The 26,712-nt window shown below is 68.9% G+C and carries 28 protein-coding genes; 13 read left to right on the top strand and 15 right to left on the bottom strand.

What is annotated here, in order from left to right:
* Window positions 1–6: 6 nt before the first annotated feature.
* Entirely contained in the window at window positions 7–357 is a 351-nt protein-coding gene (locus BHE75_RS02030; protein WP_070932041.1) for a hypothetical protein, read from the bottom strand.
* Window positions 358–369: 12 nt separating this feature from the next.
* Entirely contained in the window at window positions 370–534 is a 165-nt protein-coding gene (locus BHE75_RS24330) for a hypothetical protein (protein ID WP_015459078.1), read from the bottom strand.
* A gap of 97 nt (window positions 535–631) precedes the next feature.
* On the opposite strand from BHE75_RS24330, the gene gcvA reads away from it, so the two are divergent.
* Window positions 632–1,558: a transcriptional regulator GcvA gene (gene gcvA, locus BHE75_RS02035; protein WP_070932043.1), complete on the top strand. Its 927-nt coding sequence runs from the start codon at window positions 632–634 to the stop codon at window positions 1,556–1,558.
* A 5-nt stretch (window positions 1,559–1,563) separates the two neighbouring features.
* Here gcvA and BHE75_RS02040 read toward each other — a convergent pair whose 3' ends face one another.
* The 4 genes from BHE75_RS02040 to BHE75_RS02055 are packed head-to-tail and all read right to left on the bottom strand — an operon-like array spanning window position 1,564 to window position 5,074.
* Window positions 1,564–2,349 (bottom strand): 3'(2'),5'-bisphosphate nucleotidase CysQ, encoded by a 786-nt coding sequence (locus BHE75_RS02040; RefSeq protein ID WP_070932045.1) that lies wholly within the window; start codon window positions 2,347–2,349, stop codon window positions 1,564–1,566.
* Entirely contained in the window at window positions 2,336–3,682 is a 1,347-nt protein-coding gene (locus BHE75_RS02045; protein WP_070932047.1) for a TldD/PmbA family protein, read from the bottom strand. The genes BHE75_RS02040 and BHE75_RS02045 overlap by 14 nt, the downstream gene beginning before the upstream one ends.
* 58 nt (window positions 3,683–3,740) lie before the next feature.
* Complete coding sequence (gene ubiA / locus BHE75_RS02050) at window positions 3,741–4,658, bottom strand: 4-hydroxybenzoate octaprenyltransferase (RefSeq protein ID WP_070932049.1); 918 nt, start codon at window positions 4,656–4,658, stop codon at window positions 3,741–3,743.
* A gap of 32 nt (window positions 4,659–4,690) precedes the next feature.
* Window positions 4,691–5,074 carry a VOC family protein gene (locus BHE75_RS02055; RefSeq protein ID WP_015459083.1) on the bottom strand — a complete coding sequence of 128 codons (384 nt, stop codon included), beginning with the start codon at window positions 5,072–5,074 and terminating at the stop codon, window positions 4,691–4,693.
* A 202-nt stretch (window positions 5,075–5,276) separates the two neighbouring features.
* Here BHE75_RS02055 and BHE75_RS02060 point away from each other — a divergent pair, with 202 nt between their 5' ends.
* Window positions 5,277–8,048: a TonB-dependent receptor gene (locus tag BHE75_RS02060; protein WP_070935382.1), complete on the top strand. Its 2,772-nt coding sequence runs from the start codon at window positions 5,277–5,279 to the stop codon at window positions 8,046–8,048.
* Window positions 8,049–8,147: 99 nt separating this feature from the next.
* Here BHE75_RS02060 and BHE75_RS02065 read toward each other — a convergent pair whose 3' ends face one another.
* Both BHE75_RS02065 and BHE75_RS02070 read right to left on the bottom strand, forming a co-directional pair.
* The gene (locus BHE75_RS02065) at window positions 8,148–8,918 is read right to left on the bottom strand and encodes a VOC family protein (protein ID WP_070932051.1); all 771 of its coding nucleotides are present in this window, start codon (window positions 8,916–8,918) and stop codon (window positions 8,148–8,150) included.
* Window positions 8,919–8,947: 29 nt separating this feature from the next.
* A complete protein-coding gene (locus BHE75_RS02070) occupies window positions 8,948–9,706 on the bottom strand; it encodes a DUF899 domain-containing protein (RefSeq protein WP_070932053.1) in 759 nt (252 codons plus the stop codon).
* 104 nt (window positions 9,707–9,810) lie between these two features.
* On the opposite strand from BHE75_RS02070, the gene BHE75_RS02075 reads away from it, so the two are divergent.
* Together BHE75_RS02075 and BHE75_RS02080 are read left to right on the top strand one after the other, a co-directional pair.
* A complete protein-coding gene (locus BHE75_RS02075; RefSeq protein WP_070932055.1) occupies window positions 9,811–10,251 on the top strand; it encodes a MarR family winged helix-turn-helix transcriptional regulator in 441 nt (146 codons plus the stop codon).
* 90 nt (window positions 10,252–10,341) lie between these two features.
* Entirely contained in the window at window positions 10,342–12,780 is a 2,439-nt protein-coding gene (locus BHE75_RS02080; RefSeq protein WP_070932057.1) for a zinc-dependent metalloprotease, read from the top strand.
* A 120-nt stretch (window positions 12,781–12,900) separates the two neighbouring features.
* Here BHE75_RS02080 and BHE75_RS02085 read toward each other — a convergent pair whose 3' ends face one another.
* From BHE75_RS02085 to rpmF, 5 genes are all read right to left on the bottom strand, one after another.
* On the bottom strand, window positions 12,901–13,263 hold the full coding sequence (locus BHE75_RS02085) for a MerR family transcriptional regulator (protein WP_070935384.1): 363 nt from the start codon (window positions 13,261–13,263) through the stop codon (window positions 12,901–12,903).
* A 22-nt stretch (window positions 13,264–13,285) separates the two neighbouring features.
* Window positions 13,286–13,585, bottom strand: a complete 300-nt coding sequence (locus tag BHE75_RS02090) for an integration host factor subunit alpha (RefSeq protein WP_015459090.1) — start codon at window positions 13,583–13,585, stop codon at window positions 13,286–13,288.
* 114 nt (window positions 13,586–13,699) lie between these two features.
* On the bottom strand, window positions 13,700–14,662 hold the full coding sequence (locus BHE75_RS02095) for a beta-ketoacyl-ACP synthase III (protein ID WP_070932058.1): 963 nt from the start codon (window positions 14,660–14,662) through the stop codon (window positions 13,700–13,702).
* Entirely contained in the window at window positions 14,659–15,696 is a 1,038-nt protein-coding gene (gene plsX, locus BHE75_RS02100; protein ID WP_015459092.1) for a phosphate acyltransferase PlsX, read from the bottom strand. The genes BHE75_RS02095 and plsX overlap by 4 nt, the downstream gene beginning before the upstream one ends.
* 154 nt (window positions 15,697–15,850) lie before the next feature.
* Window positions 15,851–16,030 (bottom strand): 50S ribosomal protein L32, encoded by a 180-nt coding sequence (gene rpmF / locus BHE75_RS02105; protein ID WP_015459093.1) that lies wholly within the window; start codon window positions 16,028–16,030, stop codon window positions 15,851–15,853.
* A 197-nt stretch (window positions 16,031–16,227) separates the two neighbouring features.
* Here rpmF and BHE75_RS02110 point away from each other — a divergent pair, with 197 nt between their 5' ends.
* Entirely contained in the window at window positions 16,228–16,659 is a 432-nt protein-coding gene (locus BHE75_RS02110; RefSeq protein WP_015459094.1) for an MAPEG family protein, read from the top strand.
* A 20-nt stretch (window positions 16,660–16,679) separates the two neighbouring features.
* Here the strand turns inward: BHE75_RS02110 and BHE75_RS02115 are convergent, their stop codons facing one another.
* Window positions 16,680–17,348: an MBL fold metallo-hydrolase gene (locus BHE75_RS02115; protein WP_070932060.1), complete on the bottom strand. Its 669-nt coding sequence runs from the start codon at window positions 17,346–17,348 to the stop codon at window positions 16,680–16,682.
* A gap of 44 nt (window positions 17,349–17,392) precedes the next feature.
* On the opposite strand from BHE75_RS02115, the gene pabB reads away from it, so the two are divergent.
* From pabB to msrA, 3 genes are all read left to right on the top strand, one after another.
* A complete protein-coding gene (pabB, locus tag BHE75_RS02120) occupies window positions 17,393–19,153 on the top strand; it encodes an aminodeoxychorismate synthase component I (protein ID WP_070932062.1) in 1,761 nt (586 codons plus the stop codon).
* A gap of 177 nt (window positions 19,154–19,330) precedes the next feature.
* Window positions 19,331–20,533, top strand: coding sequence for a pyridoxal phosphate-dependent aminotransferase (locus BHE75_RS02125; protein WP_070932064.1), 1,203 nt, complete (start codon window positions 19,331–19,333; stop codon window positions 20,531–20,533).
* 119 nt (window positions 20,534–20,652) lie between these two features.
* A complete protein-coding gene (gene msrA / locus BHE75_RS02130) occupies window positions 20,653–21,363 on the top strand; it encodes a peptide-methionine (S)-S-oxide reductase MsrA (protein WP_070932066.1) in 711 nt (236 codons plus the stop codon).
* A 30-nt stretch (window positions 21,364–21,393) separates the two neighbouring features.
* Here the strand turns inward: msrA and pyk are convergent, their stop codons facing one another.
* The gene (gene pyk / locus BHE75_RS02135; protein WP_015459099.1) at window positions 21,394–22,857 is read right to left on the bottom strand and encodes a pyruvate kinase; all 1,464 of its coding nucleotides are present in this window, start codon (window positions 22,855–22,857) and stop codon (window positions 21,394–21,396) included.
* Between the two features lie 79 nt (window positions 22,858–22,936).
* On the opposite strand from pyk, the gene BHE75_RS02140 reads away from it, so the two are divergent.
* The 5 genes from BHE75_RS02140 (at window position 22,937) to BHE75_RS02160 (ending at window position 26,708) form a co-directional block, all read left to right on the top strand.
* A complete protein-coding gene (locus tag BHE75_RS02140) occupies window positions 22,937–23,350 on the top strand; it encodes a DUF1244 domain-containing protein (RefSeq protein WP_015459100.1) in 414 nt (137 codons plus the stop codon).
* Between the two features lie 113 nt (window positions 23,351–23,463).
* The gene (locus BHE75_RS02145; RefSeq protein ID WP_070932068.1) at window positions 23,464–24,816 is read left to right on the top strand and encodes a metal-dependent hydrolase family protein; all 1,353 of its coding nucleotides are present in this window, start codon (window positions 23,464–23,466) and stop codon (window positions 24,814–24,816) included.
* A gap of 163 nt (window positions 24,817–24,979) precedes the next feature.
* Window positions 24,980–25,588 carry a PEPxxWA-CTERM sorting domain-containing protein gene (locus BHE75_RS02150; RefSeq protein ID WP_015459102.1) on the top strand — a complete coding sequence of 203 codons (609 nt, stop codon included), beginning with the start codon at window positions 24,980–24,982 and terminating at the stop codon, window positions 25,586–25,588.
* A 181-nt stretch (window positions 25,589–25,769) separates the two neighbouring features.
* A complete protein-coding gene (locus BHE75_RS02155) occupies window positions 25,770–26,012 on the top strand; it encodes a DUF2312 domain-containing protein (protein WP_015459103.1) in 243 nt (80 codons plus the stop codon).
* 27 nt (window positions 26,013–26,039) lie between these two features.
* Window positions 26,040–26,708: a glutathione S-transferase family protein gene (locus tag BHE75_RS02160; protein ID WP_070932070.1), complete on the top strand. Its 669-nt coding sequence runs from the start codon at window positions 26,040–26,042 to the stop codon at window positions 26,706–26,708.
* Window positions 26,709–26,712: the final 4 nt, after the last annotated feature.

Here is a 26,712-nt window from a genome sequence, read left to right on the forward strand (position 1 = left end):
TTTTTTTCAGGCCGGCCCCGGCCATTGCAGCTGCGATGCCCGGACGAGATGATGCTCGACATGGTCGGGCCGCGCGATCAGGAAATGATCGTCCTCGGGATAATAACGCGGGCGCGACACGTCCTCGCCGGCAAAGAGGCGGACGGCCTCCATCGATCGCCACCAGCTCAGCGTCGTCACCTCGGTCGTGCCGTCGCCCAGGTCGCGGGTGACGAGCTGGAAGCCGATATTGCCGGGCGTGGCCGCATAATCCATCGCCCCGGTGCGGGCGATATAGGCGGTGTAGGTCGCCGCATCCTCGGTGCGGACGCGGCCGGCCCATCGCCGCAGGATGAAGCTGTCGCCGCTGTTCGTCATGGCATCGGTCCTTCAGCGGGCCTTATGCAGGCGCGCCTCCTGTCTGGTCTGGATGGCCGGATCGCCCGCCCGGCCGGGCACCGGCAGATTGGCGGCCCAGCGCAGCGCGTCGGCGATGGTTTCGGCCCATAAACGATGATTGTCGGCCCATGCGGCACCCAGAAATTCGTCTCTCATGGCCTGTTTCCCTGTGTCTGGTCGGGGCCCAGTCTGGTCTCGACAGACCAAGGGAACAACGCGATATTCGGCATGAATCCATAAGGAGACCTTGGGCTTGTCGCGCATATCGCTCCCGCCGCTCGCCGCCGTCCGCGCCTTCGAGGCGGCGGCCCGCCACGAAAGCTTCACCCGCGCGGCCGACGAGCTGGGGATGACGCAGGCGGCCGTCAGCTACCAGATCCGCCTGCTGGAGGAGCGGCTGGGCGCGCGGCTGTTCCTGCGAAAGGCGCGGCAGGTGGTGCTCACCGATGTCGGCCGGCGGCTTTCGCCCGTCGTCACCGGCGCGTTCGATCAGCTTGTGGCGGCTTTCGCCAATGCCAGCGAGGATCTGGGCGGGGTGCTGCGGATCAGCGCTGTCCACAGCTTCGCGGCGCTGTGGCTCGCCCCCCGGCTCGGCGGGTTCCAGATCGCCCAGCCGGATATCGCGGTCGCGCTGGATACCGACAACCGGATCATCGATTTCGCCCGCGAGGAGTTCGACTGCGCGATCCGCAGCGGCGACGGCGAATGGCCGGGCCTCGTCCGCCATTTCCTGTTCCGCGTCCATTTCGCGCCGGTGTGCAGCCCGGCGCTGCTGCCGGCGGACGGCGCGCCGCTCACCCCGGCCGATCTGCTGCGCCAGCCGCGCCTCAGCCCCGAGGATGTGTGGTGGATCGACTGGTTCGCCGCCAAGGGGATCGATGTGGCGGAGGCGCCGCACCGCCCGTCGATCCGGCTCGATTCCCAGGCCATCGAAGGCGCCGCCGCCGTCGCCGGCCAGGGCTTCGCCATCCTCGCCCCGGCATTGTGGCACGCGGATATCGCCGCCGGCCGGCTGGTGCGCCCGTTCGACGATGTTGTCTTCGGCGGCGGGGCCTTCTGGCTGGTTTATCCGGAATATAAGCGCAACACGCCCAAGATCCGGGCATTCCGCGATTGGCTGCTGGCCCGCGTCGCCGAACATGCGGCGATCGACGATACCGGGGCGTTCCGGCCGGGCTGAGCCGCTTATCGCACCACGGCGGAAGCGGCGCGGCTCGCCAGCCGATCGATCGCGGCGGCGTGGATGCCGGGCGTCGCCGCCAGCACGCCGAAGGCCTCGCCCTTGGTGGAATTGTAGCGCAGCGGCCGGCCGAGCGCGTCCGTCACCGTGGCGCCGGCTTCCTGCGCGATCAGGGCGGCGGCGGCGATATCCCATTCATGCCCCCAGCGCAGCGTGGCGAGCAGGTCCGCCTCGCCGGCCGCGACCATCGCGATCCTGAGCGCGATCGAATTGGGCTTGGCCACCGCCACCAGATCGGAATCCACCTTGGGCAGCGAATCCGCCGGCACGCGCGCGCCGGGGAATTGCGTGCGGCCGCTGACATGGATGGGCGCGCCGTTGCGGGTGGCGCCGCCGCCCGTCTGCGCCCGCCAATGTTCGCCGCGCGCGGGCGCGTCCAGCACGCCGATCAGCGGGCGGCCGCCCTCGACCAGCGCGATCGATACCGACCAGCCCGGCCGCCCGCGCAGGAAATCGCGCGTCCCGTCGATCGGATCGACCACCCAGGTGCGCACGCCCAGCAGGCGTTCCGCGCTGTCGGCGGTTTCTTCGGAAAGCCAGCCCGCTTCCGGGTCCAGCTCGCTCAGTTGCTGGCGCAGCAGGCCGTCCAGCTCGATGTCGACCTCGCACACCGGATGGCCCGGTTCCTTCTCCCAGCGGCGATATTCGCCCTGCTGACGGCGCAGGGCGAGGCGGCCGGCCGCCGATGCGATGGCGCTTACTTTTTCCAGGAGGGCGTCAAGCGCCGGCAATGGTCATCCCTTCCACGCGGATCGTCGGCACGTCCACGCCGCGCCGGAATTCCAGGTCGCTCGCCGGGGTGAGGCGGCGGAACATATCGATCAAATTGCCGGCGATGGTGATCTCCGCCACCGGCTCGGCAAGCCGGCCGTCGCGGATCACGAAGCCGGATGCGCCCCGGCTGTAATCGCCCGTCACCGGGTTCACCCCCTGGCCGATCAGCTCGGTGACGTAGAGGCCCTGCTTCACGTCGCCCATCAGGTCGGCGGGCGAAAGCGCGCCGGCCGCCAGGTGAAGGTTGGTGGCGCCCGCCCCCGGCGCGCCGCCGATGCCGCGCACGGCATGGCCGGTCGGCGCCAGGCCGAGCTGGCGGGCGGAAGCGGAATCGAGCAGCCAGCCCGTCAGCATGCCGTCGGCGATCAGGTCCGCCGGCGCGGTGGGCAGGCCCTCGCCGTCAAAGGGCTTGGAGCGCAGGCCGCGAATGCGGTGCGGATCGTCGCGGACGACGATGCCCGGCGCGAACACGGCCTCGCCCATCTTGTCGAGGAGGAAGCTCGTCCGCCGCGCCACCGCCGCCCCGGTGATGGCGCCGGCGAAATGGCCGAGCAGGCTGGCGCCCGCGCGCGGATCGAACAATACCGGCATCGCGCCGCTGGCGAGCCGGCCGGGGTTGAGCCGCGTCACCGCGCGCTCGCCGGCGCGGCGGCCGATCGCGTCGGCGGTCTCCAGATCGGCGAAGTGGCGCGTGCTGTGATAGGCATAATCGCGCTGCATGCCGAGGCCCTCGCCCGCGATGACGCTGGCGGACGAGCTGTAGCCCGTCGTCGAATAGCCGCGCGCGAAGCCGTGGCTGGTGGCGAGCGCGATCACCGATCGGCCGGCGGATGCGCTTGCGCCCTCGCTGTTGGTGACGCCGGCGATGGCGCGCGCGGCATCCTCGGCTGCCAGCGCGCGCTGGCGCAGCGCGGCGGGGGCGGGATCGGCGCCGTCGTCGGCCTCCAGATCGGGCGCGGCGCCGGTCAGCAGCCGATCGGCGGGGGCGAGACCGGCCCAGGGGTCTTCGGGCGCCTCGCGCGCCATCGCCACCGCGCGCTCGACCAGCGCGGCCAGCGCGTCGGCGGAGAGATCGGAGGAGGAGACGCTGGCCGATCTGCGGCCGACGAACACCCGCAGGCCGATATCCTCGCCTTCCGATCGCTCGACATCCTCGAGCCGGCCGAGCCGCACGGAAACCTGGGTCGAGGCATCGCAGACGTAGAGCGCGTCGGCCGCATCCGCGCCGGCCTTGCGGGCGGCGGCGATCAGGGTGGAGACGCGGTCTTCGGCTTGGGCGATGGTAAGCATCCGCCGGACTTAGGTTGGGCGCGGGCCAAGGTCACGCCCAAAATGGTGGGAAGGCCTATCAGGCCGCGCCCACCACGCCGCAGGCCAGGAACATCAGCAGGCCGGCGAAGCGGTTCGAACGGAACTTGGCAAGCGCGTCCGCCACGTCCGCCGTGCGCAGCGTCGCGATCTGCCAGCCGAGGTGGAGCGCCATCGGGACCAGGGCGGCCAGCGCGAGCGGCTGCGGGCGGATCGACCAGAGCGCCGCCGCCCAGAAGAGCAGCGCCACGGCGTAGAGGCCGGCGACGCCGGGGCGGGCATGGCGGCCGAGCGCGCGGGCGGAGGATTTCGCGCCCGCCAGCGCATCGTCCTCGATATCCTGGAGCGCGTAGATGGTGTCGTAGCCGATCACCCAGCAGACCGCGCCGGCATAGAGGAGGAGGGCGGGGGGATCGATCCGGCCGGCCACCGCCGCCCAGCCGACCGGCGCCGCCCAGGAGAAGACGAGGCCCAGCCAGGCCTGCGGCCACCACGTGATGCGCTTCATGAAGGGATAGGCGGCGACGAGCGCGAGGCTGGCGATCGCGATGATCTGCGCCGTGGGGTTCAGCATCAGGTTGATGCCGAGGCCGGCGAGGCAGAGCGCGATCAGGAAGCCCCAGGCCAGCTTCAGCGATATCCGCCCCGAGGCGAGCGGGCGGCTGCGCGTGCGTTCGACCTTGCGGTCCAGATCGCGGTCGACGATGTCGTTATAGACGCAGCCCGCGCCGCGCATGACGATGGCGCCCGCGGCGAACAGCAGCAGCAGATCCCAGCGCCACGGCGCGCCGGCCAGCGCGATCGCCCAGGCGCCGGGCCAGAAGAGCAGCCACGCGCCGATCGGGCGATCGAAGCGGCCGAGCTGCACGAGATCGCGCGCGCGCGACGGCAGCGCCGCGACGATCGCGCGCTGTTCGGAATCGGGGACGATCGCGGGTTCGGCGGCGGGCTCGGTCATGAACGCCGTCCTAGCGCCCTCGCCCCGCCCTGTCAGGCCCCGGCGGGCGGTTCCCACAATTCGATCGGATTGCCTTCCGGGTCGTGGATGCGGGCGAAGCGGCCGGTTTCGGGGGTATCCCAATCGTCGCGGGTGATGATGGCGATGCCCGCGGCGCGGAGGCGTTGGAGGAGCGCGTCGAGCCCTTCGACCCTGAGGTTCAGCATCCATTGATGATCGGCCGCGAAATAATCGGTGTCGGCGGCGAAGGGCTGGAAGACGACCGGGCCGGCGGCGACCCGCCATGCCCAGTCGTCCGGGCTGTCGCCCGCCGGGCCGCACCCCGCCCCGACGCCGAGATGATCGCGATACCAGGCCGTCAAGGCTTGCGGATCGGCGGCGCGAAAGAAAAGGCCGCCTATGCCAAGCACACCCATTTTCCCACTCCTTTGTCAAAGCCAAGCATTCCGTAAGGGAAGGTGGAGAAATTAAGTATCAGATTGAAATCTATTTAGTCTGGTCTGTTGCAGAAACGTCGCAAGTCCCCGCTTTTTCCTATCCCGATGCACGGATTGCACTTGGCCGCCGGGAAGTTGTGAGCTTACGTATACGGCAATCAGAAAAATTGGGGGAGTGATGATGAACAAGGCGCTTTGGCTGCTCTCATCCGCTTTTGTGGGGTTCGCGGCACCCGCTCTGGCCCAGGACCAGGCCGAAATCGCCGCGCGGGACGCGGCGATCGTGCAGCAGGGAGACATTATCGTCACGGCGACGCGGCGCAGCCAGGCGCTGTCGGACGTGCCGATCGCGGTTTCGGCGATCACGGCGGATACGCTGCAGAATTCGGGCGCGTCGGATATCCGCCAGCTCAACCAGGTATCGCCCTCGCTGCTCGTTTCCTCCACTTCGTCCGAAGCGGGCGCGGGCGTGGCGCGCATCCGCGGCGTCGGCACGGTGGGCGACAATCCGGGCCTGGAAAGCTCGGTCGCGACCTTCATCGACGGCGTCTACCGCAACCGATCGGGCGTGGGCCTGACGGAACTTGGCGCGATCGACCGGATCGAGGTGCTGCGCGGCCCGCAGGGCACGTTGTTCGGCCGCAACGCTTCCGCCGGCCTCATCTCCGTCATCACCGCCAAGCCCAAGTTCGAGCATGAGGGCACGGCGGAGCTTACCTACGGCAATTACGATTATTGGCGCGCCCAGCTCGGCCTGACCGGGCCGATCACCGATACGCTCGCCTTCCGGCTGGACGGCGTCTATGCCAAGCGCGACGGCTTCATCAAGGATCTGATTTCCGGCCGCGACATCAACAATCGCGATCGCTGGCTGGCGCGCGGCCAGTTGCTCTACGAACCCACCGACGAGCTTTCGGTGCGGATCATCGGCGACTATTCCGATCGCAACGAGGAATGCTGCGCGGCGCCCTATCTGCCGGCGCGCAACGTGACGCGCGCGGCGGACGGCAGCCTCGTCTTCGGCCCGTCCACCGTGGCGGGCATCCTGCGCGGCCTGGGCGCCACCATCCCGCAGGATCCCTATGCCCGCCGCGTCGCCATCACGCCGGGCCAGTCCTATCGCGGCGACGTGCGCGACTGGGGCCTTTCGGGCGAGGTGAATTACGATCTGGGCGAGGCGCAGATCACCTCGATCACCGCCTATCGCAACTGGCGGTGGAAGCGCGGCCAGGATGCGGATTTCAACAATCTCGATCTGCTGCACCGCCAGGACGACGGCAGCGCCAACCAGCGCTTCAAGACCTTCACGCAGGAATTGCGGGTGCAGGGCAAGGCCTTCGACGGCAAGCTGGACTGGCTGGTCGGCGGCTATTTCGCCAATGAAGATCTGACTTTGAATGACAATCTGACACTGGGTTCGGACTTCCAGGACTTCGCCAACTGCCTGCTGGCGGCGAACCTGGGCGCGCAGCTCGGCGCGCCGAGCCTGCTGTCGCTGCAGGGCACGAACTGCTTCAACCCCGCCGTGGGCGGGGCGATCGCCAGCAATCCCGGCGTGCCGGCGAACATCCGCCAGCTCGTGGGCCTGCTGAGCGGGCTGGCGCCGGGCGTGCCGGTGGGCGGATATAATGCGCTGGCGGCCGCGCTGGGCATGCCGGGCGCCTCGCTCAGCAATGTCGGCAGCCGCGATCATTACAAGCAGAACAGCCGCAACTTCGCTTTCTTCACCCATAATGTGTTCGAGGTGACCGACCAGATCAGCGTCACGCTGGGCGGCCGCTACACCAACGAACGCAAGACGCTGGATGCCAGCTTCCAGGATATCGACAACGATATCTGCCCGGCGATCAGCGTGTCGCCCTTCTCCGCGCTCCAGCAGCTCGCCTGCCTGATCCCGTCGGTGCCCGGCGGCGCCTTCGCGCAGGACAATGCGAAGAAGAAGGAGGACGAATTCACCTATACGGCCGTGCTGAGCTACAAGCCGATCGAGGAGCTGCTGCTCTATGCCAGCTATTCGAAGGGCTATAAGGCCGGCGGCTTCAACCTCGATCGCAACAGCCTCGATCGCGCGGGGCGGATCGCCTACACGGACGGATCGACGCTGGTGAACGGCACCGGCGCGATCGGCGCCGGCAATGCGCGCGCGCCCAACCTGCAGCAGCTCACCTTCAAGCCCGAAGGCGTGCACGCCACCGAAATCGGCGCCAAGTTCAACGGGCGCGGTTTCGATCTCAATCTTTCCGCTTTCTACCAGGTGTTCGACAACTTCCAGCTCAACACCTTCAACGGCGTGAACTTCGTGGTCGAGAGCATCAACGCCTGCAAGTCGGACTTGGGCGGCGCGCCGACCGATAATGACAGCACCAATGGCGCCTGCCCCGGCAAGACCAAGGGCGGCGTGGTCAGCAAGGGCGTCGAGGCGGAAGCCTATATGACGCTTTCGCCCAACTTCATGGTGATGCAAGGCTTCACCTACGCCGACACCAAATATCGCAAGAATCTGGTGGGCGCGGACGGCAAGCCGCTGAACGCCGCCTTCTTCCAGCTTCCCGGATCGCGGCTGTCCAACTCCTCGCTCTATACCCTGACCGGATCGGCGACCTGGACGCCCGATATCGGATGGAACGGGCTGAAGGGCCTGGTCTATGCCGACTATCGCTATCAGAGCGGGATCAATACCGGCTCGGACCTTGATATCGAAAAGCGGCAGCAGGGCGTGATGGTGGTCAATGCCCGCGTCGGCCTGACGGGCGGCGACGGCCAGTGGGGCATCGAATTCTGGGGCCAGAACCTGTTCAACACCAATTACATGCAGGTGGCCTTCGATTCCCCCGGCCAGGGCAGCGGCACCACCGGGCAGACCGCCGCCTTCGGCACGCCTTCCACCCAGCTGTTCAACGCCTTCCTGGCGGAACCGCGCACCTATGGCGTGACGGTGCGGACGAAGTTCTGATCGGCACGGGCGGGCCGGGGGAGGGGATGTCCTTCCCCGGCCCGCCGGCCCGACTGGAAAGGGGCGGCCATCGGCCCGCCCCTTTTTTCCTGGCGGTTTTCAGCGCTTCGGCGCGACCAGCGCGAACATCGCGCCCTGGGGATCGGTCGCCTGGATGATCCAGGCGCCGCCCGGCACCTCCATCGGCCCGTTGACCACGGTGCCGCCCGCCGCCTTCACCCGGTCGACCGCGGCGTCGATCGCATCGACATCGAAATAATAGCACCAGGCCGGGCCGTCGAAGCCGTCCGGCCGGCGCATCATGCCGCCGATGATCTGGTCGCCGGGGCCATAGAGCTGGTAGGTGCCCATCGGCCCCATGTCGATCGCGTCGCCCTTCCGCCAGCCGAAGCGGCCGGCATAGAAATCGGGCGCGGCGGCGGGATCGGGGGATAGCAGCTCGTGCCAGGAACCGTGGCCGGGTTCCATCGGCTTCAGCCGGGCGGCGGTGGCGTCCACGGGTTCGGTGATGAGGGCGATGGTGGCGCCCTGCGGATCGGAAACGATCGCGAAGCGGCCGACGCCGGGTATGTCGTGCGGCCCCATATGCAGCTTGCCGCCATTGGCCGCGAAATCGGCGGCCGACGCATCGACGTCCTCGACCGCGACATAGCCGATCCAGCCGGGCTTGCCGTCCGCGCCCATGCCGTCGGCAATGGCCATCGATCCGCCGATGGGGACCCCGTTCACCGTGAACAGGCCGTAATCGACGCCGGGCATGCCCGAATCCTGCACCTGCCAGCCGACGACCTTCGCATAGAAATCCCGCGCGGCGGCGGGCGCGTCGGTCAGCAGCTCATACCAGGCGAAGCGGCCATGATGGGGGTTCATCGCGCGATCTCCATCTTCCGGGGCAAGGATCAGGCGGCGGCCTGGGAGGATGCGCTGCCGCAGCAGCTTGTCGGGGCCGCATCCTCATATTCGTCATGCCGGCGCAGCCAGTCCATCGTGCTTTCCTCGTTGCGGCCGAACGGCGCGCGATCGAGGATCATGTAGGTGCCCAGCACCTCCTCCAGTCCGCGCCCGTAAGTGGAATAGGTATGGAAGATCTGGCCCGCCTCGTCCTTGTGGAAGGCGCTGAGGCCGGGCATCTCGCCGGTCGCGGAGGTGGGCTCGTAATTATAGATGGCGGTGCCGGCGGCGACGTCCTCCGCCGTGAAGGTCACGCCGAAATCGCGGTTGAAATCGGAATCGTGGGAGGATGCCCAGGGGAAATGCCAGCCCATGCGGCGGCGATAGGCCTCGATCCGGTCCAGCGGCGCGCGGGATACGGCCGTGACGGTGACGTCATGATGGTTGAGATGGGCGAGCGTGCCGCCGAGATGATCGGCGAGGAAGGAACAGCCCGGACAGCCGGCCTCCCATTCGGGCGGCAGCATGAAATGATAGATGACGAGCTGGCTGCGCCCGTCGAACAGATCGGCCAGCGATCGGCGGCCGGCGGGCGTATCGAACATGTAATCCTTGTCGATCCGCACCCAGGGCAGCGCCAGGCGCTCGGCCGTCAGGCGATCCCGCTCGCGGGTATAGGCCTTTTCCTGTGCGAGAAGGGCCTTGCGCGCCTCCAGCCATTCCTCGCGGCTGGCGACGGCGTGATGGGTGGTGGACTGGGTCTGCATCGTCACTCTCCTGGGCCTTGCGGAGGGGCGGCCGCGCCCCGGCGACGTCCCGTTTTCCCCGAGTCTCGCTTGACTTTTTAGGTTGATATCAACATATATCGATCATGTCAAAAGCGGCCGCCGTTCCTTTTGAAACCACGCTGCTCGTGCGCGATTCCTGCCTTTGCCTGCATGTGCAGCGGGCGGCGCGGGCGCTGGCCCGCCGGTTCGACGAGGCCCTGCGGCCGGTGGGGCTGACCAGCGGGCAATTCTCGCTGATGATGTCCCTCAACCGGCCGTTTCCGCCGGCGATGAAGGCGGTGGCGGAACTGCTGGCGATGGACCGGACGACGCTGACCGCCGCGTTGAAGCCGCTGGAACGGCGCGGGTTGGTGACGGTGGCGGTCGACCCGGACGACCGGCGCAGCCGGCGGCTGGCGTTGACCGAGGCGGGCCGCACTCTGCTCGCGGCCGCCGTGCCGATCTGGGAACGCACCCATGCCGCGATCGAGGTGCAGGCGGGCGATGCCGATGCGCTGCGCGGCAGCCTGCGCGCCATCGCCTGACGCCTTTGTTTTCCCCATTCCGCGAAGGGCTTGTCGCCGCCTCCCGCCACCGGTAGCGACGGGTGAGGGAAATCGAGGGCGAGGGGGCATATGATCCGCAACTTCCTGATCGGAACCGCGCTGGCCGCGCTTGTGGCGCCGGCCGTCCATGCCGCGCCCGCCGCGCCGCAAAAGGCGCTCGAAGGCACGGTGCGGGCGGAAGGGCTGCTGCCCGTGCATGTCGATCGCGATCGCGGCCGTATCCTGCTGTCGCTGCCGGCGCCGGATGCGGACGGGATAGCGGGCCGCTTCCTCTATGCCACCGCGCTCCGCACGGGCGTGGGCTCCGCGCCGATCGGGCTCGACAAGGCGCTCAACGGGCCGACCCAGATCCTCGTCTTCCGCCGGATCGGCGGCAAGATCGCCGTGGAGTTCGAAAATCCCCGTTTCCGCGCGAGCAGCGCGCCCGCGCCCGAGCAGGCGGCGGCGCGGGACAGCTTCGCCTACAGCACGATCTGGATGGGCGATGTCGCCGGCACCGAGGCCGGCGGCCGCCTGCTCGTCGACATATCGGGCTTCCTCACGCGCGACGTGATCGGCATCGCCGATGCGCTGAAGCGCGGCGGGGCGCCGGGCTTCAAGCTGGTCGATGCGCTGAGCGCGGCCGATCCGGCGGCGGTGAAGGTGTTTCCCGACAATATCGAACTGGAGGCGCGGCAGACCTATGCCTCCGAAACGCCGGGGGAGGAGATCGCCAACATCGCCCCCGATCCGCGCCAGATCAGCCTCGTCGTCCGCCATTCGCTGATCCGCCTGCCGGACGCCGGCTACCAGCCGCGCCGGTTCGATCCGCGCGCGGGCGGCTTCGCCAGCCAGGCGGTGGATTATGCCGTGCCGCTGGGCAGCCCGATCGTCTACGATCTCGCCAACCGCTTCCGGCTGGAGAAGCTGGACCCGGCCGCGCCGCGATCGAAGGTGAAGAAGCCGATCGTCTTCTACATCGATCGCTCCGCGCCGGAGCCGATCCGCAGCGCGCTGCGCGACGGCGTCGCCTGGTGGGCGAAGGCGTTCGAGGCGGCGGGCTATGAGGATGCGTTCCGCGCCGAGATATTGCCCGAGGGCGCCGATCCGCTCGACGTGCGCTACAATGTCGTCAACTGGGTGAACCGGGCGACGCGGGGATGGTCCTACGGCCAGGTGATCGCCGATCCGCGCACGGGCGAGATCGTCAAGGGATCGGTGCTGCTGGGCTCGCTGCGCGTGCGGCAGGACATGCTGATCTTCGAAGGGCTGGTGGGGGCCGACAAGGTGGGATCGGGCGGACCCGATGATCCGGCGCAGGTCGCGCTCGCCCGGCTGCGGCAGCTCGCCGCGCACGAGGTGGGGCATGCGCTGGGCCTCGTCCACAATTTCGCGGCCAGCACGCAGGATCGCGCATCGGTGATGGATTATCCGGCGCCGCGCATCGGCCTGAAGGATGGCGTGCCCGACCTTTCCGATGCCTATGGCGTGGGCGTGGGCCGGTGGGACCTGTTCGCGGTCGACTGGCTCTATGGCGCGCCGGCGCCCGGCGAGGATGCCGATCGCGCGGCGGCGGCCAAGGCGGCGGCGATGCAGGCGGCGGGCCTCCGCTTCGCCAGCGACGGCGATGCGCGCGCCGTGGACACCAGCCACCGCTGGGCGAGCCTGTGGGACGACGGCGCCGATCCGGTGGCGGAGCTGAATCGCATGATGGCGGTGCGCCGCGCCGCGATCGGCCATTTCGGGCTGGCGGCGCTCCATCCCGGCGAACCGGTGAGCAACCTGCGCCGCAAGTTCGTGCCGATCTGGCTGCTGCATCGCTATCAGGTGGAGGCGGCCGCCAAGCTGATCGGCGGCGTGGACTTCGCTTATGCCGTGCGCGGCGACGGGCATGAGGTGGCGCAGCCCGTGCCGGCCGATGCGCAGGCCGCGGCGATCGACGCGCTGATCGCCACGCTATCGCCCGAGGCGCTGACGGTGCCCGCCGGCCTGCTGCCGCTGATGTCGGCCGGCAAGGAAGGCAATGACGATCGCCAGTTCGATATCGAGGTGTTCGCCAATGCCGGCGGGCCGATCTTCGATCCGCTGGCCGCTGCCGATGCCGCCGCGACGGTGACGCTGAACGCGCTGCTGGCACCCGNGCGGCTGACGCGGGTGGCGCGGCAGGACGGGCCGGGCGTGGCCGGCCTGATCGACAGGCTGACGGCGGCGGTGATCGACAACCGGCCCGGCGAGCTCGGCCGCCGCGTCGCCTGGCGCACCCTGCTGACGCTGGCGGCCACGGCGCGCGACGGGGATAGCGATCCCGGCGTCGCGGCGCTGATCGAGGATCGGCTGGCCGGCATCGCGACGCGGCTGGCGAAGGTTTCGGGCGCCACGGCCGATGCGGCCTGGAGCCGCAGCACCGCGCGGCTGCTGCAGGATCGCGGCGCGCTGGACAAGCTGGCCGCTGCCCAGTCCAAGGCATCGCGCGTGCCGCCGGGCATGCCGATCGGCGGCGGCGAGAGCGACTGGATGGCCCTGCCCTGAGGCGGGCGGGGGGGCGGCTGCGCCAGCGAATCGCCACCCCCGTTTCAGGCGCCCTTGGGCGTCGCGGGCAAATGCCGATCGGCTTTGGAATCCGCCGCTGGCTTGCCGGCGCGGTGGGGCTCAGTCGGCAGCGAGGGCGGCGCGCAGTTCGTCCCGCACTGATTCGAGCGCGGCGATCAGATCGTCATCGTTGGGCGCGGGCGCCGGCGCGGAATCGGCGGGCGCCGTGGCCGATGCTGCAAGCAATTGCTGCACGCCCTTGATGGTATAGCCCTCGCGGTTGAGCAGCGCGTCGATGCGGCGGACGAGCGCGACATCGGCGGGGCGATAATAACGGCGGTTGCCGGCGCGCTGCAGCGGGCGAAGCTGCGGAAAGCGCGTTTCCCAATAACGCAGCACATGCTGCGCGATGCCCAGGTCCTGGGCGACCTCGCCGATCGTGCGGAAGGCGGAATCGGCCTTGTCTGTGCGACCCGATTCCACGCGACCGGCCAAGTTTATCCGCTCAGCCCGCCTTGACGATGCGATCGCGCATCATCTGGCTGGCGCGGAAGGTGAGCACGCGGCGGGGCGCGATCGGCACTTCCACCCCCGTCTTCGGATTGCGGCCCATGCGTTCCCCCTTGTCGCGCAGCACGAAGCTGCCGAATCCGGAGATCTTCACATTCTCGCCGCGCTCCAGCGCCTTGCTCATATGGTCCAGTATCTGTTCAACCATTCCCGCCGATTCGGCCCTGGAAAGGCCGATATTGCGGTGAACAGCTTCGGCCAGGTCCGCTCTGGTCAGGGTGCCTGCCTCGGTCATCAACGTCCCCTTCGTCAAGTCCGTGGGAGAATGACCATACGCCGCAAGGAACGCGACGCAAAGGGTTGATTCCGCAGCCCGTGTGCCAGTTCAGGCCGATGAGGACATCGGCTTTCAGTAGCGGATCGCCGCCGCCCCCCAGGTGAAGCCGCCGCCCATCGCCTCGAACACCAGCAGGTCGCCGCGCTTGATGCGTCCGTCGCGCACCGCCGTATCGAAGGCGAGCGGAACCGACGCGGCCGAGGTGTTGGCGTGCTGGTCGACGGTGACGATCACCTTTTCCGGCGCGAGATGGAGCTTGCGGGCGGTGGCATCGAGGATGCGGCGATTGGCCTGGTGCGGCACCACCCAATCCACGTCCGCCACGCCGAGGCCGGCCTTGGCCAGCGTTTCGCCCAGCACCGCGGCGAGATTGACCACCGCATGCTTGAACACTTCCGGCCCCTTCATGCGCAGCTTGCCCACCGTCTGCGTGGTCGAAGGGCCGCCGTCGACATAAAGAAGCTGGTTGTGCCGGCCGTCGGCGTGCAGCGCGACGGAGAGGACGCCGGCGTCGCCGCCTTCCTCGGCCCGCAGCACGATGGCGCCGGCGCCGTCGCCGAACAGCACGCAGGTGGTGCGATCCTCCCAATCGAGGATGCGGCTGAAGGTTTCCGCGCCGATGACGAGTGCGTTGGTGGCGCCGCCCGCGCGGATCATGCTTTCCGCCACCGACAAGGCATAGAGGAAGCCCGAGCAGACCGCCTGCACGTCGAAGGCGACGCAATCGTCGATGCCGAGCGCCGCCTGCACCTTGGTGGCGGTGGCCGGGAAGGTCTGGTCCGGCGTCGCGGTGGCGAGCACGATCAGGTCGATATCGGCGGCGGCCATGCCGGCGGCGTCGAGCGCGCGGCGCGCGGCATCGGTGGCCAGCGTGGCGGTGGTCTCGCCTTCGCCGGCGACGTGGCGGAAGCGGATGCCGGTGCGCTCGACGATCCACTCGTCCGACGTATCGACGGTCTCGGCCAGTTCCGCGTTGGAGATGCGGCGGGCCGGCAGCGCCGATCCGCTGCCCGCGATCACGGCCCGGCGGCTCATGCCTTCACCTCGTGCGCGCGGACCTGATCGAGATCCTCGGCGATGCGCCGTCCCAGATCGTTCTTCACCAGACTTGCCGCCACGCCGATCGCATTCGCCACACCTTGTGCATTGGCCCCGCCGTGGCTTTTCACCACCACGCCGTTGAGGCCGAGGAAGACCGCGCCATTATGATTGTTGGGATCGAGACGGTGGCGCAGCAATTCCGTGGCCGGCCGCGAGATCAGGAAGCCGATCTTCGAGCGGACGGAGCTGGTGAAGGCGCGGCGCAGCAGATCGGCGACGAAGCGGGCGGTGCCCTCCATCGTCTTCAGCGCGATATTGCCGGAAAAGCCGTCCGTCACCACGACATCGGTTTCGCCGCGGCCGAGCCGGTCGGCCTCGATGAAGCCTTCGAAGCTCAGATGCAGATGATCCTCGGCGCGCAGGCGGGCGGCGGCATCGCGCAGCTCGTCCGTGCCCTTCAGTTCCTCGGTGCCGATGTTCAGCAGGCTGACGCGCGGCCGTTCGATGCCTAGGGCGCAGCGCGAATAGGCCGCGCCCATGACCGCGAATTCCACGAGGTTGCGGGCATCGCATTCGGTGTTGGCGCCCAGATCCAACATCACCAGATCATTGTCGCCCAGCGTCGGCAGCAGGGCGGCGAGCGCGGGGCGGTCGATGCCCTTCATGGTGCGCAGCGCGAGCTTGGCCATCGCCATCAGCGCGCCGGTATTGCCGGCGGAGACGGCGGCTTCGGCCTGATGCTGCTTCACCGCCGCGATGGCGAGGCCCATCGACGTGGTCTTGGCGCGGCGGATCGCCTGGCTGGGCTTGTCCTCGCCGCTGATCGCCTCGGGCGCGTGGGCGATTTCCGCCCGTCCGGCGAGGGCGGGATGGCGCGCGAGTTCGGGCCCGACGACGCTTTCGTCGCCGAACAGGATGAAGCTGAGCGATGGATCGCGCGCGGCGGCCAGCGCCGCGCCTTCCAGCATGATCGCGGGGCCGCCGTCGCCGCCCATCGCATCGATGGCGATTCGCGGCGTTCCTGCCATGACCCCTCTTCTCCTCAGACCCCGATCCGACGGGCGCGAATCGCCACCGTCGATCCCATCAAGGTCTCAACCGCTGGAACAGGCCGGACCGGCGATCCAAATCGCGGCGCCAGGCGCCCCGATTCGCTATCGCCAGAAAGACCGGCCGACCGGTTCAGGCTTCGACCGAAACGATCTCGCGACCATTATAGTGGCCGCACGCGTTGCACAGGTTGTGCGGGCGCTTCAGCTCGCCGCAGTTCGGGCATTCCTGAAAGGATTCGACCGAAAGCGCATCGTGGCTGCGGCGCATGTTACGCCGCGACGGCGAAGTTTTTCTCTTAGGGACGGCCATCTCGGCACCTGTTCCATCTGTGCAAAAAAGAATAAGCGACGAGTTTCGCCGCCAGCGGACCCGCACCCGTCGGGGTGGAGGACCAAGCGGCCAGGCTCGTCGCGAACGGGTGCCCTATAGCGATTTCGGCCCATGTTGCAAGCTGCCGTGCGCCGTGCGAACCAGTTCATCGACAAAAATGGAGGGGGAACAGCCGCATGACGATCCTGCCGATCACGCTGACCTTCGCCGCGGCGGCGACGATCATCAACCTCTGGCTGGGCTTCCGGGTGAGCCAGATCCGCACCAGCGCCAAGGTGCTGACCGGCGACGGCGGCAATCCGCTGCTCCTCGCCCGGATGCGCGCGCATGCCAACTATACGGAATATACGCCCTTCTTCCTGATCCTGGTCGGCCTGATCGAGCTGGCGCGCGGATCGCAGCTCTGGCTGTCGATTCTGGCGGCGGCCTTCGTGGTGGGGCGCATCCTCCACGCCTTCGGGATGGACAGCGTGGATAAGCCCGCCAAGGGGCGGATCATCGGCATCCTCGTCACATGGCTGGTGCTGATCGGCCTTGCCGGCTGGGCGCTGGTGATCGCCTATCTCGGCATGCCGACGCCGGTGACGGCGGACATGGTGGCCGGCTGATTCGGATCGGCGCGGCGGGCTTATCCCCGCGCCAGCACCTGATCGGCGACGAACGGGTTGGTCTGCCGTTCGTGGCCGAAGGTGGACATCGGGCCATGGCCGCAGACGAAGGCGGTTTCCGCCCCCAGCGGCCAGAGCTTGCGGGTGATCGCGTCGATCAGGTCGGCATGGTTGCCCATCGGAAAGTCGGTCCGGCCGATCGATCCCTGGAACAGCACGTCGCCGACGATGGCCAGCCGCGAGGGCGCGTGGTGGAACACGACATGGCCGGGCGTGTGGCCGGGGCAGTGAATCACGTCCAGCACCAGATCGCCCACCGTCACCGTGTCGCCGTCGCCAAGCCAGCGATCGGGCTCGAACGGCTGGCCCTCGATCCCGTAATTGCGGCCGTCGTCGGCCAGCCGCGCGATCCAGAAGCGGTCGTCCTCGTGCGGGCCTTCGATCGGCACGCCAAGCTCCCGGGCGAGGATGCCGGTGCCGCCGCAATGATCGATATGGCCGTGGGTGACGAGCAGCTTTTCCACGGTGACGCCCGCTTTCTCCGCCGCCGCCTTCAGCCGGGGCAGATCACCGCCGGCATCGATGAAGGCGCCGCGCATCGTCCGGGTGCACCAGATCAGCGTGCAATTCTGCTGGAGCGGGGTGACGGGCACGATGGCCGCGCGGAGCGGGGGGAGGGTCTCAGTCATCGACGGGGGTTTACGAAAGGGCTTCCGGCGCGGCAACAGGCGGCGTGACGATCGACAGCGACCAGCCCTTCATCCTCCTCGACGACGCCCGCGCGGACGGCGGCGGCGCGCGGCTCTACGTGCGGCCCATCGGGGTGGTTTCAGCGTCGCGGCGGGATGAGGTGGCGCCCGCGCTGGCGGCGCTGCGCGCCGCCGCCGCGCGGGGCCTGCATGCGGCGGGCTATATCGGTTACGAGGCCGGGCTGGCGCTGGAAGGGCGGCTCGATCGGCTGCCGGTGGCCCAGGGCGGCGCGCCGCTTCTGTGGTTCGGGCTGTTCGAGGGATTTTCCCGGCCCGATGCGGATGCGCTCGCCGCGATGCTGGGCGATCCGGCGGGGGCATGGGCGGGGGCCCCGCGCCCGCGCATCGCCTTTGCGGACTATGCCGCCGCCTTCGATCGGGTGGCGGGCTATATCGCGGCGGGCGACATCTATCAGGCGAATCTCAGCTTCCGGGCCGACGTCCCTATGGCCGGCGATCCGCTTGCGCTCTACGCCGCGATGCGCAGCGCCAGCCGGAGCGGCTGGGGCGGGGTGGTCTTCACCGGCCGGCACTGGCTGCTCTCCTGCTCGCCGGAGCTGTTCTTCACGCTGGAGGAAGGGCGCCTCACCGCCCGGCCGATGAAGGGAACCGCGCGGCGCGATGCCGATCCCGCCCGTGATGCGGCGCTGGCCGGGGCGCTGGCCGCCGATGCCAAGGAACGCGCCGAGAATCTGATGATCGTCGATCTGCTGCGCAACGATCTCGCCCGCGTGGCGGAGGCCGGCAGCGTGGCGGTGCCCGCTCTGTTCACCGTGGAAACATACCCGACCATCCACACCCTCACCTCCACCGTCACCGCGCGGCTGGCGCCGGGGCGCGACGCGGTGGACGTATTGGCGGCGATATTCCCTTGCGGATCGGTGACGGGCGCCCCCAAGATCCGCGCGATGGAAATCATCGCCGGGGTGGAGGCCGACGCCCGCGGCCCCTATACGGGGTCGATCGGCTGGCTCGATCCGGCGGGCGATGCGGCGTTCAACGTCGCGATTCGCACGCTGGCGATGGAACAGGGGAGCAGGGTTGCGGAACTGGGGCTGGGATCGGCGGTGGTCGCCGATTCGACCGCGGCGGGCGAATGGCGCGAGTGCCTGGCCAAGGGCGCGTTCGTGACGGCGTCGATGCGCCCGTTCGATCTGATCGAGACGATGCGGTTCGACGCTGCCGGCGGGCTGGTGGAGCTGGAACGCCACCTCGCCCGCATGAAGGCATCGGCCGACGCGCTGGATTTCCCGTTCGACCGCCACGTCGCCCGCAACGAATTGCAGGCCGCGACCTTCCGGTTGCGCGATCCGCGCCGCGTGCGCCTGATGCTTTCGCCGAGCGGGGCGCTGGCGGTGGAGGTGCGGCCGCTGCCCGCCAATCCGGCCGTGGCGAACGTGGCCATGGCGCCGCTGCCGGTGGCGCCGGGCGATTTCCGCCTGCGCCACAAGACCAGCGATCGCGCCGCGCATGATGATGCGCGCCGCGCCGCCGGCACTTTCGAGGTGCTGTTCACCGATCCCGAAGGCCGGCTGACCGAGGGCAGCTTCACCAGCCTGTTCGTGGCGCGCGGCGGTCGGCTGGTGACGCCGCCGCTGGAGCGCGGCCTGCTGCCCGGCATCCTCCGCGNGGTGCTGATCGCCGAGGGCCGCGCCGAGGAGGGGGACCTCGCGCCCGCCGACCTGGCCGGCGGCTTCTTCATCGGCAATTCGCTGCGTGGGCTGATCCCGGCGCGACTGGTTTGAAACTTCGCTGCTAGCGGTTTTCGGGCGGTGCCGGCCCACTCCCAAAACCGGGCCCCGCGCAATCCAGCTTCACGGCAGCCACCAATTTCTTGTCCAATGTTGCGCCGCCGCGGTTGAGGAAAGGGGGCGCGGAGGCTATAGGCCCGCGCGCCTGTCAATCCCCTGGGGACACGATCCATGACCTTCACGTCCGCCGCGCTCGGCCGCATCCAGCCGTCCGCCACGCTTGCCATGACCAGCCGCGTCCTGGAGCAGAAGGCGAAGGGGATCGACGTGATCGGTCTTTCGGCCGGCGAGCCCGATTTCGACACGCCCGATTTCGTGAAGGCCGCCGCGATCGAGGCGATCCAGCAGGGCAAGACCAAATATACCAATGTCGACGGCACGGCCGAGCTGAAGGCCGCCATCGCCGCCAAGTTCAAGCGCGACAACGGCCTGGTCTACGAACCCGCGCAGATCAGCGTGAACGTGGGCGGCAAGCACACCCTGTTCAATGCGCTGGTCGCCACCGTCGATCCGGGTGACGAGGTGATCATCCCCGCGCCTTATTGGGTGAGCTATCCCGACATCGTCGCCTTCGCGGGCGGCGTGCCCGTGATGATCGCGGCGGGCGCCGCGCAGAATTACAAGGTGACGCCCGAACAGCTCGATGCCGCGATCACGCCGCGGACCAAGTGGGTGCTGCTCAACTCGCCGTCCAACCCCTCGGGCGCGGCCTATAGCGAAGCCGAGCTGAAGGCCCTGGCCGAGGTGCTGCGCCGCCACCCGCACGTGTGGGTGATGACCGACGATATGTATGAGCATATCGTCTATGACGATTTCCACTTCACCACGATCGCCCAGGTCGCGCCCGACCTCTATGAGCGGACGCTGACGGTGAACGGCTGCTCCAAGGCCTATTCGATGACCGGCTGGCGCATCGGCTTCGCCGGCGGGCCGACCTGGCTGATCAAGGCGATGGCCAAGCTGCAGTCGCAATCGACCTCCAACCCCTGCTCGATCGCGCAGGCGGCGGCGACGGCCGCGCTCAACGGCGACCAGGGCTTCCTCAAGGATCGCGCCCGCGCCTTCCAGGTCCGCCGCGATCTGGTGGTCGGCCGGCTGAACGCGATCGACGGCATCCACTGCCCGGTCCCCGAAGGCGCCTTCTACGTCTATCCCGACGTTTCGGGCCTGATCGGCCGCAAGACGCCGGCCGGCCTCGTCATCGAGAATGACGAGATGCTGATCGGCTATCTGCTGGACGAAGGCCGCGTCGCCGCCGTCCATGGCGGGGCCTTCGGTCTCTCGCCGGCCTTCCGCGTGAGCTACGCCACCTCCGAATCGATCCTGACCACGGCCTGCGATCGCATCGCCGAGGCCTGCGCCGCGCTGAAATAAGCCAGGGGCCGCCCCCTTCGCCAGATCGGAGGCGAAAGGGGCGACCTTTTCCACCGCCGGCCTTGCAACCGGCCGCTGCCCGCCCACTTATCCATCATCGCGGATATGCGAGGTGCAGCGTGGCGCGGACCCATCTGATCGCAGCTTTATTGGCCACGGGCGTCGCGGTCGGCATGCTGGCGCCGATCGCGCGGCCCGATTTTTCGGCCGCGACCGCCGCCGAGACGGTGGTGCGCCTGCCGCCGCCCGCGCTCGATCCGCCTTCCACCGCATCCTCCGACACCGCGATCCTCGCCGGCGGCTGCTTCTGGGGCGTGCAGGGCGTGTTCCAGCATGTGAAGGGCGTCACCTCCGCCGTGTCCGGCTATGCCGGCGGGGCCAGGGCGGCGGCGCGTTACGGCACGGTCCGGTCGGGCGCCACCGGCCATGCCGAGGCGGTGCGCATCACCTATGATCCCCGCCAGATCAGCTATGGCCGGCTGCTGCAGATCTTCTTCTCGGTGGTGCACGATCCCACCCAGCAGGACCGGCAGGGGCCGGATGTCGGCCCGCAATATCGATCGGCGATCATGCCCGCCGGCGAGGCGCAGCGGCGGGTAGCGGCGGCCTATATCGCCCAGCTCGGCAAGGCGCGGGCCTGGCCCCGCCCGATCGTGACGCGGATCGAGCCGGGCAAGGCCTTCTTCCCGGCCGAGCCCTATCATCAGGACTATCTGGCCCGGCATCCCGACCAGTTCTACATCCGCGTCAACGACCTACCGAAGATCGCCGCGCTCCGGCAGGCCTTTCCGTCGCTCTATCGGGCCAGGCCGGTGCTGGTCGCCGGGTGAGGCGAGCGGCCCGCCGGCCCGTCGCATCCCTCAGGCGCCGTGCCCCTTCAGCTCCTGGCCCGTGAGGCGGACGACATGGAGCACGTTGGTCGATCCCGGCGTTCCGAACGGCACGCCCGCCATCACGATGATGCGATCGCCGGCATGGGCGATCTTGTGGCGCAGCGCCATGCGCTTGGCCTTGCCGACCATCTCCTCGAAGCTCGCGACGTCGCGGGTGTGGACGGCGTGCGCCCCCCAGAGCAGGCCGAGCCGCCGCGCGGTCGCCTGGCTGGGGGTGAGGACGAGCACGGGCACGTCCGGCCGCTCGCGCGAGATGCGGCGCGCGGTGGAGCCCGAAAGGGTGAAGCAGATGATCGCGGCGGCCGAAACCGTGCGCGCGATATTGCCGGCGGCCTCGGCCAGCGCGTCCGCCGTGGTGGGATCGGCCGGCGTCTCGGTGAAGTGGAGGCGCGCCTGATAGCCGGGGTCCTGCTCCACCGACACGGCGATGCGGTTCATCATCGCCACCGCTTCCTCCGGCCAGCTTCCCGCCGCCGATTCGGCCGAAAGCATCACCGCGTCCGCGCCGTCATAGATGGCGGTCGCGACGTCCGACACTTCCGCACGCGTGGGCGAGGGGGACTGGATCATCGATTCCAGCATCTGGGTGGCGACCACCACCGGCCGGCCCATGCGGCGCGCGGTTTCGACGATGCGCTTCTGCGCGGGCGGCACCAGCTCGGGCGGCAGCTCCACGCCAAGGTCGCCGCGCGCCACCATCACCGCGTCGGCCAGCTCCAATATCTCCTCCAGCCGGTCCAGCGCGGCCGGCTTCTCGATCTTGGCGAGCAGCGCCGCCTTGCCGCCGATCAGCCGGCGCGCCTCGGCCACGTCCTCGGGCCGCTGGACGAAGCTCAGGGCGATCCAGTCGGCCCCCTGCTCCAGCGCGAAGGCAAGGTCCTTCCGGTCCTTTTCGGTGAGCGCCGCCATCGGCACCACCACGTCGGGCACGTTCAGGCCCTTGCGGTTGGAAAGCGGGCCGCCGACCTCAACGATGGTGTCGACGCGATCCTCGTCCACGTCGGTGACGCGCAGCACCAGCTTGCCGTCGTCCAGCAGCAGTCGCGCGCCGGGGCGCAGCGCCTGGAATATCTCCTTGTGGGGAAGCTGCACGCGATGCTGGTCGCCGGGCGCGGGATCGCGATCCAGCCGGAAGGGATCGCCCGTGCGCAGGTGGACGGCGCCGTCGGTGAAGGTGCCGACGCGCAGCTTCGGGCCCTGCAGGTCGAACAGGATCGTCGTCGGCCGGTCCAGCTCCTTCTCCAGCGCCCGGATCGCCGTGACCAGCGCCGCCTTGTCGTCATGGCCGCCGTGGCTCATGTTGATGCGGAATGCGTCGGCACCGGCCAGATAGAGCTTGCGGATCATCTCCGGCGTCGCGCTGGCGGGACCGAGCGTGGCGAGCACGCGGACCTTGCGCTCTCGGGCCTGGGCGGCGAACTTGTTTGCCATCGGCATCGATCCTCTGCTTGCGGGATGAAGCCGGCTCGTTAGTCCCTATTTGCGACAGATCAAGTTTGGAGTTTGCGCCATGAAACCCACAGAAACGGTCCAGCGCCCGGAAGATGTGATCGACGATGCGACCGCGGCGGCCGCTTTCCGCCGGCTGCTGCGCCATCTGCGGCACCGGGCGGATGCCCAGAATATCGATCTGATGGGGCTGGCCGGCTTCTGCCGCAACTGCCTGGCGGACTGGGTTTCCGAAGCCTCGCACGGCAAGTTCGATGCGGAGACGGCGCGCCACCTCGTCTACGGCATGCCCTATGGCGAATGGAAGGCGCGCAACAACACGCCGGCCACGCCCGAGCAGATCGCGAAGATGGAAGCGAGCATGGCGCTGAACCGCACCCGCGAGCAGGAGGCGCTGGACGAGGGGCTGGACCAGTCGCTGGAAGACAGCTTCCCCGCCAGCGATCCGCCCTCCCAGACCGATCCGTCGCGCTGAGGGGCGGGGGCGGCCGCCGCTCTTTCCGGGTGGCGGCCCGATTTTATCGTTCCCCTATTCCCATCCGCCCGAACCGGGATAAGGTGATGGATCAAAAGGGGGAATCACAAAAAATGCGAAAGACGATACTGGCGGCCTGCACGGCGATCCTGATGGCCGGGACCGCCCATGCGCAGGCCGCGCCCGCGGCTTCGGCCACCCAGGCGGCGGCGCATGTCACTTATATCCACGCGGGCGCGCTGCTCGACCGGCCGGGCGGCAGGCCGCGCGGCGCCTCCACCGTGATCGTGCGCGACGGCAAGATCGCCGAGGTGCGCGACGGCTTCGCCGCGCCGGAGGGCGGGGCCGAACTGGTCGACCTCAAGGACCGTTTCGTCCTGCCGGGGCTGATCGACATGCACGTCCACCTCTACAGCGACGGCGATCCGCTGAAGGAACGGCTGGAAGGGCCGGGGCGCGATTATGAGGACGAATTCGTCATCGCCGCCCGCCATGCCCGCGTCACGCTCGAATCGGGCTTCACCACCGTGCGCGATCTGGGCGGGGAGCCGCGCGGCATCGCCACGCTGCGCGACGCCATCAACGCCGGCGACCTGCCGGGGCCGACGATCGTGCCGGCGGGGAAGATGATCTCCGTGTCCGGCGGGCATGGCGACGCCAACGGCGTGAACCGCGATCTTTATGAGGCGATGCACCAGCATCAGACCAATATCTGCGACGGCGCCGACGAATGCCGCCGCGCGGTGCGCGCCCAGATCCGCGATGGGGCGGAAGTCATCAAGTTCGCGGCGACGGGCGGGGTGCTCTCCAACGTTGCCGGCGGGCTCGGCCGGCAGATGACGCTGGACGAGATGCGCGCCATCGTCGAGACCGCGCACAGCTTCGGCCGCAAGGCGACCGCGCATGCCCATGGCAAGGAAGGGATCGAGACCGCGCTTGAGGCGGGCGTCGATTCGATCGAGCATGGCAGCTTCCTCGACGAGAATACGGTGAAGCTGTTCAAGGCGAAGGGCGCCTATCTGGTGCCGACGATGATCGCGCCGGTGACGGCGCTGCGCAACGCCCGGGCCGGCGCGCTGCCCGCGCCGACGCTGGTGAAGGCGGAGGCCGCCGCCGCCGCCGCCAAGAAGAATCACGCGCTGGCGGTGCGCTCTGGCGTGAAGATCGCCTTCGGCACCGATACCGGCGTGTCGAAGCATGGCGACAATGCGCAGGAATTCGCGCTGATGCTGGAAGCGGGGATGACCGCGGACCAGGCGATCCGTGCGGCGACGCTGGATGCGGCCGACTTGCTCGGCCGCGCCGACCGGCTGGGCAGCATCGAGCCCGGCAAGGATGCCGATATCATCGCCGTCGCGGGAAGCCCGCTGGAAGATGTGCATCGGCTGGAAACGGTGGATTTCGTGATGCGCCACGGCACCGTCCACAAGCTCGGCGGCAAGCGCCAGCCCTTCCCCGTCGATTGATGTTCGGATGGCGCGGGAGGGTTGGGCTCCCGCGCTACTCCTGTCGGGCTAGTTTACATCTCGTAATAGTTAACAGTGTTTTGCACTAGAATTGCCGTTGTTGGCACGATTCCTGCTTTGCTCCCGACGTTATATTCCAGAGGGGAGTAGTAGCGTGAAATCCATGTTCCTGAAGATCGCCGCCGCGGCCAGCCTCGGTCTTGCTGCGATCGCGCCCGCCAATGCGGCGGTGACGTTCGAGATCGACCAGAGCGCCGCCAATACCTACGTCAATTATTCCTATAATCAGCTGGGGTGGAGCAACTTCTCCGCCACGCTCGCGGATCTGCCGACGAGCTTGAAGACGCTGGAGATCGGCGAGAGCTGGACTTTCGATTTCATCGACATCTCGATCGGCGGCATCGGCGCCGGCGCGGTGGAACTGGCCGCCCAGCTTTCGTTCCTCACGCCGGGTGGCTCGGCTCCGGGCGAGGCCAGCGGCTGGTATGCCGTCGCCTTCTTCACCGCCGCCGGGGGCCTGACCTGGGACGGGCCGACGACGATCACCGCCAACGGCGCGACCTATCAGGTGGCGCTGGAAAATCTCGGCGGCCTCGATTTCGGCCATCCCATCACCGAGACCATCTCCGCCACCGTCACGCTGATCGGGCAGGACGTCGTCTCCGCCCCGGTGCCGGAACCGGCGAGCTGGGCGATGCTGATCGCGGGCTTCGGCCTGGTCGGCGGCGCGATGCGCCTGCGCGCGCCGCGCCGGGTGGCGATCGCCGCCTGATAACGGCCGCATAGACGGACCCGGATCGCAGGGGGGGCGCCGTCGGCCATGAGGCCGGCGGCGCTTTCGCGTTTCGGGCGGACGGCGCGGAAAATGCGGCCCCGGAAGACGAGACCGGTTCCGTGCGGGGCGAAACCGCTCTAGAGGCTCCGCTTCCACCGAATCAGGAGTGAACGACCGGATGAGCGAACCTAATGTCGCGGCCGATCAGCTGAGGCTGTTCATCGAGCGCATCGAGCGGCTGGAAGAAGAGAAGAAGGGCATTTCGGACGACATCAAGGACGTCTATCTGGAAGCCAAGAGCCAGGGCTATGATGTCAAGACGATGCGCGCCATCGTCCGGCTGCGGAAGATGGAGAAGCATGCCCGCGATGAGGCCGAGGCCCTGCTCGAAACCTACAAGGCGGCGCTTGGCCTCGGCTAGCATGACCGCACCGGCGCCGGCGGAGCGATGAAGCTCTACGGCGTCGCCTTTTCGCCTTATGCCCAGCGCTGCCTGATGGTGGCGCGGGCCAAGGGCCATGATCTCGCCCTGTTGCCGCCTCCGCCCGACGGCGACTGGCGATCACCCGCCTATCGCGCGATCAACCCGCTGGCCAAGCTGCCCTGCCTGGACGATGGCGGCTTCATCCTGCCCGAATCCGGCCCCATCGCCGACTATCTCGATGCCGTCCTGCCCGGCCCTTCGTTATGGCCGGCGGACCCGCGCGCCCGCGCCCGCGCCGCCTTCGCCGCCCGCATGGTGGATGTGGAGATCGGTCCCGGCGTCTCGATGCTGCTGGGCCATGCGCTGTTCGGGATGGGCGGCGAGGATGCCGTCGCCCGCGCGATGCGCCGGGTGGCGCGCGGTCTCGGCGCCATCGCCCATTTCCGGGATGCCGCCGCGCGCTGGGCGCAGGACGACCGCTTCGGCCATGCCGATGCCGCGCTGATGCCGATGCTGGCCGTATGCGATCGCTTCGGCGATCCCGCCGCGATCCGGGCCGATGCCGGCCTTGCCGCATATCGGGATCGCGCCTTGGGCAGCGACGCCGGCCGCCGGATGGCGGGGGAGATGGCGGCAAGCTTCGATGCCTTCCTCGCGCGGCCGCTGGCGGCGCGCGGCCGGATCGGGCAGTAAGGGG

The sequence above is a fragment of the Edaphosphingomonas haloaromaticamans genome (genome assembly GCF_001853345.1).
GTDB classification, from domain to species: domain Bacteria; phylum Pseudomonadota; class Alphaproteobacteria; order Sphingomonadales; family Sphingomonadaceae; genus Sphingomonas_E; species Sphingomonas_E fennica.